Annotated in this window: 17 protein-coding genes; 11 read left to right on the top strand and 6 right to left on the bottom strand. The window is 72.1% G+C overall.

Features of this window, described 5'->3' with window-relative positions:
- Positions 1-125 precede the first annotated feature (125 nt).
- Positions 126-1,868 carry a CDGSH iron-sulfur domain-containing protein gene (locus tag DP939_RS36025; RefSeq protein ID WP_199565644.1) on the top strand — a complete coding sequence of 581 codons (1,743 nt, stop codon included), beginning with the start codon at positions 126-128 and terminating at the stop codon, positions 1,866-1,868.
- An 11-nt stretch (positions 1,869-1,879) separates the two neighbouring features.
- Here the strand turns inward: DP939_RS36025 and DP939_RS36020 are convergent, their stop codons facing one another.
- Complete coding sequence (locus DP939_RS36020) at positions 1,880-2,311, bottom strand: TIGR03667 family PPOX class F420-dependent oxidoreductase (RefSeq protein WP_113985309.1); 432 nt, start codon at positions 2,309-2,311, stop codon at positions 1,880-1,882.
- Between the two features lie 274 nt (positions 2,312-2,585).
- Here DP939_RS36020 and DP939_RS36015 point away from each other — a divergent pair, with 274 nt between their 5' ends.
- From DP939_RS36015 to DP939_RS35995, 5 genes are all read left to right on the top strand, one after another.
- Positions 2,586-3,293: a cellulose binding domain-containing protein gene (locus DP939_RS36015; protein WP_113985308.1), complete on the top strand. Its 708-nt coding sequence runs from the start codon at positions 2,586-2,588 to the stop codon at positions 3,291-3,293.
- A gap of 68 nt (positions 3,294-3,361) precedes the next feature.
- A complete protein-coding gene (locus DP939_RS36010; RefSeq protein ID WP_199565643.1) occupies positions 3,362-3,904 on the top strand; it encodes an RNA polymerase sigma factor in 543 nt (180 codons plus the stop codon).
- Positions 3,897-4,748, top strand: a complete 852-nt coding sequence (locus DP939_RS36005; RefSeq protein WP_113985307.1) for a zf-HC2 domain-containing protein — start codon at positions 3,897-3,899, stop codon at positions 4,746-4,748. The genes DP939_RS36010 and DP939_RS36005 overlap by 8 nt, the downstream gene beginning before the upstream one ends.
- Before the next feature lie 41 nt (positions 4,749-4,789).
- Positions 4,790-5,182 carry a ribosomal maturation YjgA family protein gene (locus DP939_RS36000; protein ID WP_113985306.1) on the top strand — a complete coding sequence of 131 codons (393 nt, stop codon included), beginning with the start codon at positions 4,790-4,792 and terminating at the stop codon, positions 5,180-5,182.
- Positions 5,183-5,297: 115 nt separating this feature from the next.
- On the top strand, positions 5,298-5,957 hold the full coding sequence (locus DP939_RS35995) for an HD domain-containing protein (protein ID WP_225878707.1): 660 nt from the start codon (positions 5,298-5,300) through the stop codon (positions 5,955-5,957).
- On the opposite strand, the gene DP939_RS35990 is transcribed toward DP939_RS35995, so the two are convergent.
- Positions 5,917-6,183, bottom strand: a complete 267-nt coding sequence (locus tag DP939_RS35990; RefSeq protein ID WP_113985305.1) for a DUF4031 domain-containing protein — start codon at positions 6,181-6,183, stop codon at positions 5,917-5,919. The two genes, DP939_RS35995 and DP939_RS35990, sit on opposite strands and share 41 nt — an antisense overlap.
- 120 nt (positions 6,184-6,303) lie before the next feature.
- On the opposite strand from DP939_RS35990, the gene DP939_RS35985 reads away from it, so the two are divergent.
- Positions 6,304-6,528, top strand: a complete 225-nt coding sequence (locus DP939_RS35985) for a ferredoxin (RefSeq protein ID WP_113985304.1) — start codon at positions 6,304-6,306, stop codon at positions 6,526-6,528.
- A 59-nt stretch (positions 6,529-6,587) separates the two neighbouring features.
- On the opposite strand, the gene DP939_RS35980 is transcribed toward DP939_RS35985, so the two are convergent.
- Positions 6,588-7,490 carry a phenylalanine 4-monooxygenase gene (locus DP939_RS35980; RefSeq protein ID WP_113985303.1) on the bottom strand — a complete coding sequence of 301 codons (903 nt, stop codon included), beginning with the start codon at positions 7,488-7,490 and terminating at the stop codon, positions 6,588-6,590.
- A gap of 164 nt (positions 7,491-7,654) precedes the next feature.
- Between DP939_RS35980 and DP939_RS35975 the strand changes: the two genes are divergently transcribed.
- The gene (locus DP939_RS35975; protein ID WP_113985302.1) at positions 7,655-8,611 is read left to right on the top strand and encodes an SPFH domain-containing protein; all 957 of its coding nucleotides are present in this window, start codon (positions 7,655-7,657) and stop codon (positions 8,609-8,611) included.
- Between the two features lie 21 nt (positions 8,612-8,632).
- Here DP939_RS35975 and DP939_RS35970 read toward each other — a convergent pair whose 3' ends face one another.
- Positions 8,633-9,595 carry a formylglycine-generating enzyme family protein gene (locus DP939_RS35970; protein ID WP_113985403.1) on the bottom strand — a complete coding sequence of 321 codons (963 nt, stop codon included), beginning with the start codon at positions 9,593-9,595 and terminating at the stop codon, positions 8,633-8,635.
- 332 nt (positions 9,596-9,927) lie between these two features.
- Between DP939_RS35970 and DP939_RS35965 the strand changes: the two genes are divergently transcribed.
- Positions 9,928-11,898 carry a glycosyl hydrolase family 18 protein gene (locus tag DP939_RS35965; RefSeq protein WP_225878706.1) on the top strand — a complete coding sequence of 657 codons (1,971 nt, stop codon included), beginning with the start codon at positions 9,928-9,930 and terminating at the stop codon, positions 11,896-11,898.
- Between the two features lie 65 nt (positions 11,899-11,963).
- On the opposite strand, the gene DP939_RS35960 is transcribed toward DP939_RS35965, so the two are convergent.
- Together DP939_RS35960 and DP939_RS35955 are read right to left on the bottom strand one after the other, a co-directional pair.
- The gene (locus tag DP939_RS35960; RefSeq protein ID WP_113985300.1) at positions 11,964-12,848 is read right to left on the bottom strand and encodes a ribokinase; all 885 of its coding nucleotides are present in this window, start codon (positions 12,846-12,848) and stop codon (positions 11,964-11,966) included.
- On the bottom strand, positions 12,845-13,897 hold the full coding sequence (locus DP939_RS35955; protein ID WP_113985299.1) for a phosphotransferase enzyme family protein: 1,053 nt from the start codon (positions 13,895-13,897) through the stop codon (positions 12,845-12,847). The genes DP939_RS35960 and DP939_RS35955 overlap by 4 nt, the downstream gene beginning before the upstream one ends.
- 121 nt (positions 13,898-14,018) lie before the next feature.
- On the opposite strand from DP939_RS35955, the gene DP939_RS35950 reads away from it, so the two are divergent.
- Both DP939_RS35950 and mihF read left to right on the top strand, forming a co-directional pair.
- The gene (locus DP939_RS35950) at positions 14,019-14,426 is read left to right on the top strand and encodes a GlcG/HbpS family heme-binding protein (protein WP_111169795.1); all 408 of its coding nucleotides are present in this window, start codon (positions 14,019-14,021) and stop codon (positions 14,424-14,426) included.
- Positions 14,427-14,584: 158 nt separating this feature from the next.
- Positions 14,585-14,890, top strand: coding sequence for an integration host factor, actinobacterial type (mihF, locus tag DP939_RS35945; RefSeq protein WP_113985298.1), 306 nt, complete (start codon positions 14,585-14,587; stop codon positions 14,888-14,890).
- Positions 14,891-14,904 lie beyond the last annotated feature (14 nt).

The following is a 14,904-nucleotide window of genomic DNA, read 5'->3' as shown; positions in this document are numbered from 1 at the left end:
GGTCTACCGTAAGGCCGGAATTGACTGCGGTAAGCCGTCCCGTCGGCGGGCATGAGGTCGCGAACGATCGAGGTTACGTTATGACGGATATCACCTTAGGCTCTCTTCTCCGAAATATAACGCGCTTGGCACACGAATTCGAGAACGTGCAACAAGCCGAGCCCTGGGCGGCCTGCGGGCCACGGCTCCGGGCCAGTGTGATCCGCCCGCTGGCGAAAGTGGCGGACGAGCCGGACGGCGACGCGGAGATCGCCGCCACACCGCCCGGGGACGACGGGTCGCCCGGCGCCCTTGAGGCCCGGCTGTGGGAGTCGGCGATCGACGCCACGACGCTGCGGGTCCAGGAGGGCGCCGGCGCGAGCGCCGAGCTGCGCGAGGCCGTCGCCGCCCTCCAGGAGCTGTCCCTCCGCCTGGCCGCCGAGGACGTCGCGGCCGAACGGCTCGCGCGGCTGCGCGCGCTGCACGAGGGCCTGGACGGCGGCATCGAGGTGGCCGAGGACGGGCCCTACCTCGTCACCAACGTCTCGTCCCTGCACGACTGGCTCGGACGTCCCATCCTGGCCGGGCCGCAGGTGGCGCTGTGCCGGTGCGGCGCCTCCGAGTCCAAGCCGTTCTGCGACGGCGGCCACGAAGGGACCGGCTTCTCCGGCGCGAAGGACCCCAACCGGGTGCCCGATCACCGCGAGAGCCATCCGGGTGTCAGCCTGACCGTGCTGGACAACCGCGGCACCTGCGCCCACTCCGGGTTCTGCACCGACCGGGTGCCCGCCGTGTTCCGCGTGGGCAAGGAGCCCTTCGTGGCCGCCAGCGGCGGCCGGCTCGACGAGATCGTGGGAGCGGTCCGCGACTGCCCCTCCGGGGCGCTGAGCTTCGCCCTGGGGGGCGTCGAGCAGCGCGAGACGGTGGACTCGGACCGGGAGCCCGCGATCGAGGTCTCCAAGGACGGGCCGTACCGCATCACCGGCGGCGTCCCGCTGTGCGGCCAGGGCGGCCGTGACGCCGAGCGCAACGAGGGGGCGTCGCTGGAGCACTACAGCCTCTGCCGCTGCGGCCACTCTCAGAACAAGCCCTTCTGCAGTGGCATGCACTGGTACGCGGGCTTCCATGATCCGGTGGAGGACCCGAGCCATGAGCCGACGCTGTTCGAGTGGGCGGGCGGCCTTCCGGCGCTGACCCGGATGACCCGCCTGTTCTACGGCAAGTACGTGCCGGAGGATCCGCTCATCGGGCCGTTGTTCGCCGCCATGCACCCCGACCACCCCAACCGGGTGGCCAAGTGGCTGGGCGAGGTGTTCGGCGGCCCGAAGGCGTACAGCCAGGAGTACGGCGGATACGACCGGATGATCGCCCAGCACCTCGGCAAGCGGCTGAGCGAACCGCAGCGGGCCCGCTGGGTGGCCCTGATGTGCCAGGCCGCCCAGCAGGCGGGGCTGCCCGCCGACGCGGAGTTCCGGGCGGCCTTCGTGGCCTACCTGGAGTGGGGGTCGCGGATCGCCCTGGAGAACTCCCAGTCGGGGGCGCGGCCCCCCGAGAAGATGCCGGTGCCCCGCTGGTGGTGGGTGTGCAACGCCACTCCGGGCGCGCGGGTCTCCGCGCTGGCGGAAAAAGAACCGGAAGAGCAGGTGGTGACATTACCCGGAGCGGGCGAGCCGGTATCGTTCGCCGCGCACATCAAGCCGTTGTTCAGGGCCATGGACAGAAACTCGATGCGGTTCGCGTTCGACCTGTGGTCGTACGAGGACGTGAAAACCCATTCGGCCGAGATCCTGAAGCGCCTGAGCAACGGCTCGATGCCGTGCGACGGCGGCTGGTCACCCGAGTGGCTGGCCGTTTTCCGGCGCTGGTCGGAAACCGGGAAGCCGCAATAGCCGGCGGCGGTCTAGAAACCCCGCACGCGCGTCAGGCGTACCCGGAGCCGCACCGGGTACGCCTGGACGAAGCTGTCGGCGTCACCGATGATCCGGATGATGTCGTCGTGGTATTTCTCCAGGTAGGCGGGGTTGGGCACGTCGGTGGCGGGCTCGTCGAGCAGTTCGGCGTCACCCGTCATGACGACGATGTCGCGCCCTTGGGCGCTGTCGAAGTTGAGCGACACCCGGGGGTTGCGGCGGATATTGACCAGCCGTTTCGCGATGGGCCTGTTGTAGATCAGGAGGCTTTCCGCGCCGTCCCAGAGAAACCATACGGGATTGGGCTGCGGGGTCGAATCATGGGCCACCGTCGTGAGCCAGAGCACGAGGTCGCCGGTAAGCCTGCGCCGCACCCGCTCGCCAAACGGCGTGGCCGGGTCGGGAAGCACGTCATTCGCCATTCCCGGATGGTATCCCGCGCCACTTGGCGCAGCCAGGCCGGAACACGCCCGCCGCGCGCACTTAGCCGTCTCCGGCCGGGCGATTCGTTTTTAGAGTGCTTTGCCCGATTTATCCGGAACGGCTCAGGCGAGCGCGCTCAGGCGAGCGCGGAGTCCAGCGCCGCCCGGCGCGAGATGCGGAAATAGGGGAATTTCGCAGGGTTGACACCCCTGAGCACCCGGCCGACGATCGCCTCGGACCGCACCGGGCGAACCCTCGACAGGATGGTGTCCCATGCGTTTGACGAAACGCCGTGCGCTCACGGTCTCACTCGCGCTGGCGCTGATGGTCTCGATCTGCGGGCCGGTCAGGGCGGCCTCCGACGACCAGCGGCCGTCCAAGCCGACCGGCATCCGGGAGTGCGCCACCGACTACTACGGCGAGGTGCCGATGTGCTGGACGCCCTCCACCGACGACACCGGGGTGACGGGCTACGACATCTACCAGATCGCAGGCGACACCATAGGGCGGATCGGCACCTCCCCCATACCGGCCTATACCGCCACCAGGCTGTTGCCCGACCTCGTCCACAAATTCTTCATCGTGGCCAGGGACGCGGCGGGCAACATGAGCGCCTGGTCGGACGTGTACATGGCCTACGCCCGGCCGGGAGTGCCGGTCCCCTACTGCCACGTCGAGCACGCGACCGGCCGGTCGGGCGACTTGGCCTACGCGTCCATCGGGCTGACCAACACAGGCACGACTCCGATCAACGGATGGCGGCTGTTCTTCGCCTTCCCCGGCGACCAGCGGATCCGATTCGCCTGGGGCGCGCACTGGGTGCAGGACGGCGCGTTCGTCACGTTGTCGGACGCGGCCAGGACCATCGCGCCGGCGGAGACGATCTCGGCCGGATACGCCTGGCCCTACTCCAGCGCCTACTCTCGGCCGAGCTGGTTCTCCATCGACGGCGCCCCCTGCAAGGTCACGTACGTCCCCTAGAGATGACAAGTCATCCAATTTCCGAACATTTGGTGAAACTCTAGGGCGACCTGGGACCGTATTACGGTGTGTGGGCACTTTCCGATGAGTCGCTCCTCGCCGGCATGGCGGCCGGCGACACCCAGGCCGCCGCGTCCTTCGTCCGCAGGTATCAGGCACGTGTGTTCGGCCTGGCACGCGCGGTGCTCGGGGACGCCGCCGTCGCCGAGGAGGTCGCCCAGGAGGCGTTCGTCCGGGCCTGGCGGCACGCGGCCGTGTACGACGCCAGACGCGGCAAGGTGTCCACCTGGCTGCTCACGATCACACGCAACCTGGCGGTCGACGCCCTGCGATTACGCAGGGAGGACCCGGTGGACCCGCAGCGGCTCCTGACCGAGCTGCTGGACGGTGAGCGCAGGGAGGAGGCGCCGCAGGACGAGGAGTTCGTCCGTCAGGCGCTCCACTCGCTGCCCCGCGAGCAGGCGCGGGTCATCGCGCTCACCGTCTTCTACGGAATGACGGGCAAGGAGGTCGCCGATTGGGAGGGGATACCGCTGGGCACCGCGAAGACACGGCTGCGCCGGGGGATGGCCAAGCTGCGCGAGCGGATGGAGGTGGCCGGTGATGAGTGACGACCCGGCATGCGCCAGGGCCCGGGAGGTGATCCCGGAACTGGCCGCGGGCGCGACGGCGGGGGACGAGCGGGCCGGCGTGCTCGGCCACGTGTCGGGGTGTCCCACCTGCCGCCACGACCTGCGGGAGAACGCGGCCGTGGTGGACGAGCTGCTGTCACTCACGCCCGCGTACGAGCCGCCCGCCGGGTTCGAGGTCGCGGTCCTCGCGCGGATCGAGATGGAGGGCGCCGAGCCGCCGGGCCGATGGCGGCGGCGCGGGCGCCCGCCGCGCCGCCGGGAGCCGGGCCGAGGGCGCAGCGCGCGCGACGGCCGCACGGCAGGGCGATGGCGGGCACTGCGCGGCGCTGCGGCGGGCGACCCGCCACGGAACCGGCGTCCCGCCGACCCCGGCGACCGGGCCTGGCGGCGGCCCGCGGCGGTCCTGGTCGCGCTCATCGCGGTCGCCACGCTGGCGGGGGGCGGCGTGTGGCGGGCGACGGAGGCCGACCGCACACTGGCCGCCGGATACCGGGCCACCCTGGAGGCCGCCAACGGCCGGTACCTGACCGCGGGGGGCGTCTACTCGGCCGGACGGCGGGTCGGCCAGGTCTTCGGCTACCAGGGCGCGCCGAGCTGGATCTTCCTCACCATCGTGAACGCGCCGATCTCCGGCGTCTATGACGTGGCCGTCGTCACCCTCGACGGCGAGCGGCGCGCGATGGGCCAGGTGCTCATCGCCGACGGGCGGGCCACCTGGGGCAGCGCGGTGAACCACCACGTCGCCGAGGTCTCCCGGATCGTACTGAGCAGACCGGGCACCCCCGAGATCGCGGGCCGCTTCCGCCAGCGAACGGCCTGGTGATCGACCTCGCTTGATCAGGGACCGGCCCGTAGAGTGCCGGGGTGGGCGGATCGGGAGTGGGCGGCGGGCGTACCCGGCTGACGGCGGCGCTCGCGGCGGTGGTCACCGTGGCGGCCGGGCTCGGGGTCCGGGCCGTGGCCGAGGGCGACTTCGCGAAGTACGCGGGCGACGCGCTGTACACGCTGCTGATCTATGCGCTGGTCGTCGTGGCCGCGCCCAGGGTCAGGCCACCGGTCGCCGCCCTGGTGGCGGCGGGGGTGAGCTGGCTGGTCGAGTTCGCGCAGCTCACCGGCGTACCGGCCGCGCTGTCCCGGGAGAGCGCGCTGGCCCGGCTGGCCCTCGGCAGCACCTTCAACCCGCCGGACCTGTTCTGGTACGCCGTGGGCGCCGCCTGCGGCCTGCTCGCGCACCTGCTGCTGACCCGCCGGCGCTGACGGACCGCCCGGCCCAGGATCGAAAAGTACCAGCGCCGATCGTCCCGTGGTGTCATGGAAGGACATCGATCGTGGCACATCGATCGTGGCACATCGGCCATGTCATGCTGCTTCTGTGGATGAACGCGACGAATGCGCAGACCTGGCCGCCGGCTGGCCCGCGCTCGCCGGAGACTCCCCGGCCTCCCTGGCGGTCGCCGCCGAGCTGATCGCGCGCTGGGCCGAGCCGCACCGCCGCTACCACACCCCCGGCCACCTGCGGGCGGTGCTGGCCGCCGCCCAGCGGCTGGAGCGGCACGCGGACGACCCCGTCGCGGTACGACTGGCCGCCTGGTTCCACGACGCCGTCTACGAGGGCCTGGCGGGCGACGACGAGGAACGCAGCGCGCAGCTCGCCCAGCGGCTGCTGCCGCGCTGCGGGGTGCCCGCCGAGCGGATCGCCCGCACCGCCCGGCTGGTACGCCTGACCGCGACGCACGACCCGGCGGACGGCGACGCCGACGGGGCCGTGCTGTGCGACGCCGACCTGGCGGTCCTGGCCGGGCCCGGCTACGAGGCGTACGCCCGCGCGGTGCGGGAGGAGTACCGGCACGTGCCTGAGGCGGCGTTCCGTGCCGGGCGGGCGGAGATCCTGCGCCGCCTGCTCGCGGCGCCCCGGCTCTACCGGACCCCGCTGGGCCGGGACCTGTGGGAGGCGGCGGCCCGCGCCAACCTGGCCGCCGAGCTGGACCTGCTCACCGGCGGGCCCGCCGCCGGCGCAGCCCTGAGGCGATGAGCCTGCTCAGCAGCTCGCGCGAGGTGACCGCCTCGGCCCCGAGGGCCACGGCCTGGGCGTGGATCGTCTCCGGCACGTCGTAGTGGTCGCGGTCGAAGGCGCGCGGCGGCACGCCCAGCAGGACCGCGAACGCGTGCAGCTCCTCCAGCGAGGTGTCGCTGACCAGATGCGACCAGAGCAGCCCGCGGGGCCCCGGCCACAGGGGCGGATCGATCAGCACCGTCACGCGCTCAAGGGTAGCCCTCCGCACGTACCGGGATACACGCCGCGAACTTCCCGGGGACGTGCGCGGGGCGCGGGCCGGGCCTGACATGCTGGAGAGTGAACGCCTGAACAAGGAGCACCGATGAAGATCGAACTCGACGTGGAGCGATGCATCGGCGCAGGCATGTGCGCGCTGACCGCTTCAGACCTCTTCGACCAGGACGAGGACGAGGGCACCGTGGTGCTCCTCGCCCAGCCCGCCACACCCGCCCAGGAAAGGGCGGCCAGGCAGGCGGCCGACCGGTGCCCCAGTGGCACCATCCGGGTCGTGGACGACCATGCCAGGCAGGAGTCGGCGGCGACCTGAGTGCTCCCCGGGCGGGGCCCTTGCGAAAGTGAAGGGGCTCCCGCCCGGCCACACGGCGCTCAGGGCCGGCTTCGCCCGGCGCGCCGGCCGGCCACGGCCGCCCGGCGCAGCCCCGGGGCGTCGCCGTCGTCCAGGCGGCCCAGCACGCCGGCCAGCGTGTCGGCGACGTGCCCCAGCGACCGGGCGCGGAACAACACCGGCTGATAGCCGGAGATCTCGTACGGCGTGGCCAGCATGCCCGGCACGTCCAGGTCCACGAGCAGGCAGCCGCCCAGCCTGCCCAGCTCGCCGTAGGACGACAACAGCGCGGCCCCGTACGCCTTGGGCACCCCGCCCTCGTCCACGACCCCGTATTCCAGGGTGAACCAGTAGAGGTCGCTGACCACCTGCAGCGCCTCGTCCGTCTCCAGGCGCGCCGCCGCCTCGCCGACCAGCCGGTATATCGCGGCGAACTCGGGCAGCGCGAGATGGGCTCCGTGCCCGAACATGTCGTGCACCACGTCGGGCTCGGGCGAGTACATCGGGACGGCGGGGTGGCGCAGGAACTGCACGGCGTGGAAGTAGCCGCGGGCCATCGACCCCAGGAACCGCCGGTTGGCCACCGCGCCCGCGGCCAGCGTGTAGTCGAAGCCGGTCAGCCGCCGCAGCCGGGCGCCGATCTCCGCGTGCTGCGGAACGTGGTCGGCGGGGATCTCGGCGGCCTCCCTGCCGTCCAGCGCGGCCCGGCAGGCGTTCGCGCGCTGGGATTCGGCGAGCGCCTTGTGGACCGCGCGCCAGGTCGCCTGCTCCTCCTCGGTGTAGGCCACCGTCGGCGACGGGTCGCCCACCCGATGCCCCCGCGCCGGCGCGGCCACTGATCGCCGGCGCGCGAGGTAACGCGCATCGCGCATGCCGGGATGCTCGGCGGCCGTGCCTATGCCGCCGCCGGCGGTGATGGGAGTCCGGCGCCACACATCGCTCATAACCTGCTTAATTACCGCATATCCGGACAAACACACCAGTTCTGACCTGGCCTTATTCCTTGCGGCGATCCGTGCGTCCGAGATTGTCGGCCAATTCACTTGTCGAATCGTTCAACAATTCTTACCGTGAGGGGGATGCCTCTCGCCCTCACGGAGGGAACGCCATGTCATACAGGATCGGAGTGATCGCCGGAGTGATCGCGGCCGTGCTGGGGCTCCCCACGCTGATCGGCCTCGTGGGCGGCCTGGAGCGCACCGGGGCCGGCGAGGTCGCGGTAGTGCGGGACGGCGGGCCGTTCGACGACAACGCGATCCGCCAGATCATCGACCCCGGCTCCGGGATCACCTGGGCCGGGATGTGGTCCAGCGTGCACGCCTACCCCGCGCAGCAGCGCTTCTACACCATCACCGCCGACCCCAAGCGGGCCACCGCGCTCGGGGTGGACGTGGTGACCACGCCGAGCGGCGACGGCGTTAACCTCGGCATAGAGGGCACCCTCTACTTCACCCTCAACCTCGACCACGAGTCGCTGCGGCGCTTCGACGACCGGTACGGCACGCGCACCTTCCGCGGCCAGGACGACACCGCCAGGCACGCCTGGGAGGGCGACGAGGGCTGGGCCGCCTTCTTCGGGCAGGCGGTCCGCCCGGTGATCGACAACGCGATGCGGGTGCAGGTGGGCGCGCACCGGTGCGCCGAGCTGGTCGCCTCGTGCGCGCTCGTCCAGGAGACGGGCGCCAAGGCGGAGCTGGAGGCCGGCGACACCGTGACCAATGTGGCCAAGGTGCAGAACGGCGTCAACGCCACCCTGGCCCGCGACCTGCCCGCCATGCTCGGCGGCGACTTCATCACCGGCGTCCGGTTCAACCTGGTCAAGGTGACGCTTCCCGCCGAGGTGCAGAAGGCCGTGGACCGCTCGCTCGCCGCGGCGGCCCTGGTGTCGGAGGCCAGGGCGAAGGTCGCGCAGGCCCAGGCGGAGGCCGAGGCCGACCGGGCGCGCCAGGAGGGCTACCTGAAGTGCCCGGCGTGCGCGGACATCGACCGGCTCAAGTCGCTCCCCCAGGGCATCACGGTCTACGCGCCGGGCAACGCGGACGCGGTGGTGGTGCCCAGCCGATGAGGCCGCCCCAGGAGTGCGGGGTCAGGCGTCGGCGGCGCAGCGGAAGCCGGTGTGGCCCGAGGAGGAGTCGCCGGTGTTGCCCATCCGGGCGGCCACCCGGTAGCGGGTGCAGTAGGAGTCGTGGCACAGGTAGGAGCCCCCGCGCAGCACCCGCGCCGGGCCGTCCGGCGGCCCCGTCGGGTCGTCGCGGGGGCCGTCGATGTGGAAGGTCGCGCTGAAGCGGTCGGCGCACCACTCCCAGACGTTGCCGGAGACGTTGTGCAGGCCGTAACCGTTGGGCGGGAAGGAATCGACCGGGGCGGTGCCGCGGTGGCCGTCCTCGGCGGTGTTCTTGGTGGGGAACGCGCCCTGCCAGATGTTGCACATGTGCCGCCCGCCGGGGGTCGGCTCGTCCCCCCACGGGTAGCGCCGCCGGGAGAGCCCGCCGCGGGCGGCGTACTCCCACTCGGCCTCGGTGGGCAGCCGCACCCCGGCCCACCGGGCGTAGGCGGCGGCGTCGTTCCATGAGACGTGGACCACGGGGTGGTCCCAGCGGTCCTCCACGGTCGAGCCGGGGCCTTCGGGGTGCCGCCAGTCCGCCCCGCGCACCGCGCACCACCAGGGGGTCTCGGCGACCCGGGGGGAGTCGCGGCGCAGCACGCCCGGCAGGAACCCGGCGAACACGTGCGACCAGCCGTACCGCTCGGCCTCGGTGACGTGGCCGGTGGCGTCGGCGAACTCCGCGAACCGCGCGTTGCCGACCGCGTGGACGTCGATCCGGAACGGCCGCAGGCGCACCTCGCGCACCGGCCCCTCCCCGTCGGCGGGGAACCCCTCGCCGTCGGCGCCGCCCATCAGGAACGGCCCGCCGGGCAGCAGGACCATCCCCCCGGTCACCGCGGGAGCGCCGGAGGCCCGCGGGGCGGGCCCGGGGGGCGGCGAGAGCGTGAGCGGGGTCTCGCCGCGCGAGGGAGCGCAGCACGCCGGGGGGTGCTCTTGGGACATCATCGCCGTTTCGCGTTCGGGACTCGTCACCCGGCCGATTATCCCGGACCGCCGATCTCCGCGCGCCTGCGGTACCTGCGGACTTGCCCTCCGTTGCCCCCATGTCATTGACGCGAGCCAGTGTCCCGGGCTACGTTCACACCAAACTTTTAAGAAACCTTACTAACAATTAGCCGGGTTCCGGACGGCTTGGAGTGACCTGTGCCGCGATCACCGCCCGTACCGATCCGATGACGATCCGCAGGGGGCCATGCGTGAGCAACGCCGCTCACCACATCAGAATTCGCCACACCGCACTTCGGACGTGGAGCAGCACACAAATGAACTCTAGGATGTACACGCGCCTCGCGGCGGCGGCGGTCGCGGTGGTGATCCCGCTGGGCACCGCGTTCGCGTTCGCACCCGGCGCGTCCGCCGCGCCGGCCGCGCTTCGCGCGCAGGCGGCTCAGGCTTGGGCGCCCTACACCGCATACACCGCCGGCACCGTGGTGACCTACAACGGGGTCGACTACGAGTGCCGCCAGGCGCACACCTCCCTGCCCGGCTGGGAGCCCACCAACGTACCGGCCCTGTGGAAGGCGGCCGAGGGCGGCGGTGAGGACACCCAGGCCCCGAGCGTGCCCGGGAACCTGCGCAGCACCGGCGCGACGGACACCACCATCTCCATCGCCTGGAACGCCTCCACCGACAACAAGACCGTCTCCGGTTATGAGGTCTACCGCGGCGACACCCTGGTCACCACCACCAACGGGACCACGACCAGCTACACCGACAACGGCCTGACCGCCGACACCAGCTACACCTACACGGTCAGGGCCAAGGACGCCGCGGGCAACCGTTCCGGCGCCAGCAACACGCTGACCGCCAAGACCACCGGCGGCGGCAGCGGCGACGACACCGAGCCGCCCACCACGCCCGGCAACCTGCGCAACACCGGCGCGACCGGCAGCACCATCACGCTGGCCTGGAACGCCTCCACCGACAACCGGGCCGTCACCGGCTATGAGGTCTACCGCGGCGGCTCGCTGGTGAACACCACCAACGGCTCCGCGACCGGCTACACCGACAGCGGCCTCACCGCCAACACGTCCTACACCTACACGGTCAAGGCCAGGGACGCGGCGGGCAACCGCTCCGGCAACAGCAACTCGGTGACCGCCAAGACCACCGGCGGCGACACCGGCGGCGGCAACAAGCTGCTCGGCTACTTCGTGCAGTGGGGCATCTACCAGCGCGGCTACCATGTCAAGAACATCGACACCAGTGGCTCCGCGGCCAAGCTGACCCACATCAACTACGCGTTCGGCAACGTCCAGGGCGGCCGGTGCACCATCGGCGACTCCTACGCCGACTACGACCGCTTCTACGGCGCGGGCGAGAGCGTGGACGGCCAGTCCGACACCTGGGACGCAGGCGCGCTGCGCGGCAACTTCAACCAGCTCCGCAAGCTCAAGGCCAAGTACCCCAAGCTGAAGGTCCTGTTCTCCTTCGGCGGCTGGACCTGGTCCGGCGGCTTCACCCAGGCCGCGGCCAACCCGGCCGCGTTCGCCGACTCCTGCTACAAGCTGGTCGAGGACCCGCGCTGGGCCGATGTCTTCGATGGCATCGACATCGACTGGGAGTACCCGAACGCCTGTGGTCTCACCTGTGACACCAGTGGCCCGGCGGCCTTCAAGAACCTGATGCAGGCCGTGGACGCCCGGTTCGGCCCCGACAACCTGGTCACCGCCGCGATCACCGCCGACGGCACGGACGGCGGCAAGATGGACCTGGCCGACTACGCGGGCGCGGCCCAGTACGTCGACTGGTACAACGTGATGACGTACGACTTCTTCGGCGCCTGGGACAAGACGGGCCCGACCGCCCCGCACTCGCCGCTGACCGACTACCCGGACATCCCGATCAAGAACTACCACACCGAGCGGGCCATGTCCCACCTGACCGGCAAGCAGATCCCGGCGAGCAAGCTGCTCACCGGCATCGGCTTCTACGGCCGCGGCTGGACCGGCGTCACCAAGAAGGAGCCGGGCGGCACCGCCACCGGCCCCGCGCCGGGCACCTACGAGCAGGGCATCGAGGACTACAAGATCCTCAAGAGCCGCTGCCCGTCCAACGGCACCATCGCCGGAACCGCGTACGCCTTCTGCGGTAACCAGTGGTGGAGCTATGACACCCCGGCCACCATCGTCAGCAAGATGGGCTGGTCGAAGAGCAATGGCTACGGTGGCGCCTTCTTCTGGGAACTCAGTGGAGACACCACCAACGGTGAGCTGATCACCGCGATGAAGAGCGGCCTGGGCTAAGGCCGTACGGCGGGGCCGGGGAGCACGTCTCCCCGGCCCTTTGCCGTTTCCGGGCCCGCTTCCCGCTACGCGAGGAAGGCGTCGATCGCCGCGCGGTGCGGCATCGAGGTGGTGGCCCCCTCGCGCTGGACCGACAGCGCGGCGGCGGCCGAGGCGAACCGCAGCGCGTCGGCGGGCTCCCTGCCCTCGCCCCTGGCCACCGCGAGCGCGCCCACGAACGTGTCGCCCGCCGCCGTGGTGTCCACCGCGGTCACCGGGAAGGCGGGCACGTGGACGGGACCGCCGGGGGTGGTCGCGCGCCCGCCGTAAAGGACGCCGCGCGCGCCGAGCGTGATCACGGCCTCCGGAACGCGCTCCAGCAGCGCGGGCAGCGCCCGCCACGGGTCGTCGTGCCCGGTGATGGCCGCGGCCTCGTGCTCGTTGGGCACGATCAGGTCCACGGCGTCGAGCAGTTCGGCGGGCAGCGGGACGACGGGGGCCGGAGTCAGGACGACCGGGGTGTCCGCGCACCGGGCCGCGGCGATGACCGCCTCCATGGGGAGTTCGAGCTGCACGAGCAGGGCCCCGGCGGCGGCGATGGCCGCCGCGCCCGCCTCCCCCGGCCCGGTCAGCATGCCGTTCGCGCCCGGCACGACGATGATCGAGTTGGCGCCGGAGTCCTCGACCACGATGTGCGCGATCCCCGAGGGGCCCGGCACCGTGCGCAGGTGGGCGACATCGACGCCCGCACCGGCGAGCGCGCCGCGCAGTTCGGGCCCGAACGCGTCGTCGCCCACCGCACCGACGAACACCACCCGGCCCCCGGCCCGCGCGGCGGCCACGGCCTGGTTGGCCCCCTTGCCGCCGGGGACCGTGCGGAAGGCCCGCCCGGTGACCGTCTCGCCGAGGCCGGGGGCCTTGGCGACATAGGCCACCAGGTCCATGTTGGCGCTGCCGAAAACGCTGATCATCCGATCTCCCTGGTGACGGCCCTGCTCACGGCTCTGGGGGCGAACTCGCCCGCCAGGTACCGCTCGGCGAGCGCGCAGCTCTGCTCGGTGTACCCCGCGCCCAGCTCGCGCGCCGCCCCCGCGGCCGGGTGCGAGCCGATCCAGGCGACGAGCATCAGCCTGCGGAACATGATGAACGTCCAGATGTCGGCCGCTCCGGCGTCCGGAAGGGGGGCCACCGTCCGATATCCCCGCGTCCAGGCGTCGATCAGCTCCGGCACCCGCGGGTGGTGCTCGATGAAGCTGAGCGCCGCCGCGAGGTCGTAGAGGTACCAGCCGTAGCCGCAGTCGTCGAAGTCGATCACGCTGGGCGGCGCGTCCCCCGCCACCAGCAGGTTCGCCAGGCGCAGGTCGGCGTGGATCAGCCCGTACCGGTCGGGGCCGGTGCCGGCGCGGGCCAGCCTGGCGCGCAGCGCCGCGTCCAGCCGGCCCAGTACGTCGCGCGCCTCCCCCCGCACCCCGGCCCCGTCCTGCCAGCGGCCCCAGCGCGCCTCACGGCCCAGCGCCGCGTCGTAGTCCCAGTGGAAGCGGGTGAACCCGGCCGGGCCGCGCCATCCCCTGGCGTGCCGGTGCATCCGGGCGGTGACCTCGCCCAGCCGCTCGAAACCGGCGGCCAGCCGTTCCTCGCCGGGCTCGTCACCCGGCAGGAACTCGAACAGCACGCAGGTGCGCGCGGGCCCGCCGCGGGGGTCGGGCACGATCACGGTACGGCTGCCGTCGGCGGCGGGCAGCACCCGCGGCGTGGTGACCCCCTCGTCGCGGCGCAGCGCCGACAGCCAGTCCAGCTCGGACTCGATCGCCGCCCGCGAGTGGTACCCCAGCCGGTGCACCCGCAGGATCGCGCGCTCGCCGCTCCGCGGGTCCCGCACCAGGAAGGTCGCGTTCTCCGACACGTTGATCAGTTCGGCGGTCGCCGCCGGGGACAGCCGATAGCGGGCGAGCGCCGCACGCGCGACCTCCGCGACCCGGGAGAGCACGCCGTCACCGGCGGACAGATCGTGAATCCGCATGCCCTTCTTCTATCAGCAACGGCACGGTTCCCTACCCGGCGCGATCTTGCGGTGGGATGGCCGGAGAGGTACGAACGAATCGGCCGGACGTGCGGGTGTGGTGGGCGGAGGGCGCGCGAACGTGAACCTGGAGCTTGCGCTGCGAATGTGCGAAGCGGCGATCAAGGAGGCGGCCCGTTCCGGGGCGGTGGTGTCGGTCGCCGTGGTGGACGCGGGCGGGCACCTGCTGGCCTTCCAGCGGATGGACGGCGCGGAGATCGCCGGACCGGCGCTCGCCCCCGGCAAGGCGTACACGGCCGTCGCCCATCGCATCGCCACCGCCGACCTCGCCCCGCTGGTGCAGCCCGGCGGCGAGCTGTACGGCCTGGCGGCGGGCGGCGGATTCGTGTGCTTCGGCGGCGGCGTCCCGCTGTGGGACGAGCACGGCGAGGGCGACCGGGTGATCGGCGGCGTCGGGGTCAGCGGCGGCACCATCGAGCAGGACGTGGCCTGCGCCGAGGCGGCCGTGGCGCTGTGGGAGACCTCCTGAGCGCGCCGGACCGCCCCTGAAGGCCGTTACGGCGGCCCAGAGGCGGCGAACCCCTTCCCTTGCGGGGCTGGAGGCGGAAAACTCGTGTCCGCCACGATTAGAAACGGCATCACGGGTAACACAGACGCGATCCAGGACGCCGAGGAGGAGAATCACCCATGGCCCTTCCCGTACTCACCCCCGCGCAGCGCCAGGCGGCGCTGGAGAAGGCGGCCGAGGCCCGCGCAGCGCGCGCCGCCCTCCTGGCCAAGATCAAGAAAGGCGAGATGTCGTTCGCGGACCTGCTGGACCGCGAGGACGAGATCACCAAGAAGACGAAGGTCTCCCAGGCGCTGCGCGCGGTCAAGGGCGTGGGCCCGGCCAAGGCGAACGCCCTGATGGAGCACGCCGGGGTCGATCCCAACCGGCGGATCGGCGGCCTCGGCGCCCAGCAGCGCCGCAAGCTGGTCGACGCGCTGTCCTGACCGGCCCCTGATCC

It is taken from the genome of Spongiactinospora rosea, from assembly GCF_003315795.1.
In the GTDB taxonomy this organism is placed as follows: Bacteria; Actinomycetota; Actinomycetes; order Streptosporangiales; family Streptosporangiaceae; genus Spongiactinospora; species Spongiactinospora rosea.
Note: the sequence above shows the minus strand (reverse complement) of the source record. Positions and strands in the feature narration are given on the sequence as shown.

Excerpts from the sequence above, each read along its gene's own strand:
- DP939_RS35970 (WP_113985403.1), bottom strand. The coding sequence starts at position 9,595 with ATGTCCCAAGAGCACCCCCCGGCGTGCTGCGCTCCCTCGCGCGGCGAG.
- DP939_RS36005 (WP_113985307.1), top strand. The coding sequence starts at position 3,897 with ATGAGTGACGACCCGGCATGCGCCAGGGCCCGGGAGGTGATCCCGGAA.
- DP939_RS36020 (WP_113985309.1), bottom strand. The coding sequence starts at position 2,311 with ATGGCGAATGACGTGCTTCCCGACCCGGCCACGCCGTTTGGCGAGCGG.
- DP939_RS35960 (WP_113985300.1), bottom strand. The coding sequence starts at position 12,848 with ATGATCAGCGTTTTCGGCAGCGCCAACATGGACCTGGTGGCCTATGTC.
- mihF (WP_113985298.1), top strand. The coding sequence starts at position 14,585 with ATGGCCCTTCCCGTACTCACCCCCGCGCAGCGCCAGGCGGCGCTGGAG.
- DP939_RS35980 (WP_113985303.1), bottom strand. The coding sequence starts at position 7,490 with ATGAGCGATGTGTGGCGCCGGACTCCCATCACCGCCGGCGGCGGCATA.
- DP939_RS35985 (WP_113985304.1), top strand. The coding sequence starts at position 6,304 with ATGAAGATCGAACTCGACGTGGAGCGATGCATCGGCGCAGGCATGTGC.
- DP939_RS35965 (WP_225878706.1), top strand. The coding sequence starts at position 9,928 with ATGTACACGCGCCTCGCGGCGGCGGCGGTCGCGGTGGTGATCCCGCTG.
- DP939_RS36015 (WP_113985308.1), top strand. The coding sequence starts at position 2,586 with ATGCGTTTGACGAAACGCCGTGCGCTCACGGTCTCACTCGCGCTGGCG.
- DP939_RS35975 (WP_113985302.1), top strand. The coding sequence starts at position 7,655 with ATGTCATACAGGATCGGAGTGATCGCCGGAGTGATCGCGGCCGTGCTG.
- DP939_RS35955 (WP_113985299.1), bottom strand. The coding sequence starts at position 13,897 with ATGCGGATTCACGATCTGTCCGCCGGTGACGGCGTGCTCTCCCGGGTC.